This window comes from Streptomyces beijiangensis (assembly GCF_017315755.1).
Taxonomy (GTDB): domain Bacteria; phylum Actinomycetota; class Actinomycetes; order Streptomycetales; family Streptomycetaceae; genus Streptomyces; species Streptomyces beijiangensis.
Genome location: NZ_JAFLRJ010000913.1, coordinates 1 through 221, shown reverse-complemented (window position 1 = coordinate 221; position 221 = coordinate 1). Strand labels below are relative to the sequence as shown.

Annotated in this window: 1 protein-coding gene; it reads left to right on the top strand. The window is 66.1% G+C overall.

What is annotated here, in order from left to right:
- On the top strand, positions 1–214 hold a 214-nt coding region (locus tag J0695_RS39830; RefSeq protein ID WP_277990103.1), incomplete at its 5' end, for an acyl-CoA dehydrogenase family protein.
- Positions 215–221: the final 7 nt, after the last annotated feature.

Here is a 221-nt window from a genome sequence, read left to right as displayed (position 1 = left end):
CTTCAAGAAGGAGGCGGCACTGGCGAAGCTGTACTCCTCGACGGTGGCGGTGGACAACGCGCGGGAGGCTACGCAGATCCATGGCGGGTACGGCTTCATGAACGAGTACCCGGTGGCGCGGATGTGGCGGGACTCCAAGATCCTGGAGATCGGTGAGGGCACGAGCGAGGTGCAGCGGATGCTGATCGCACGGGAGATGGGCCTCTCCGCCTGAGGCGGGG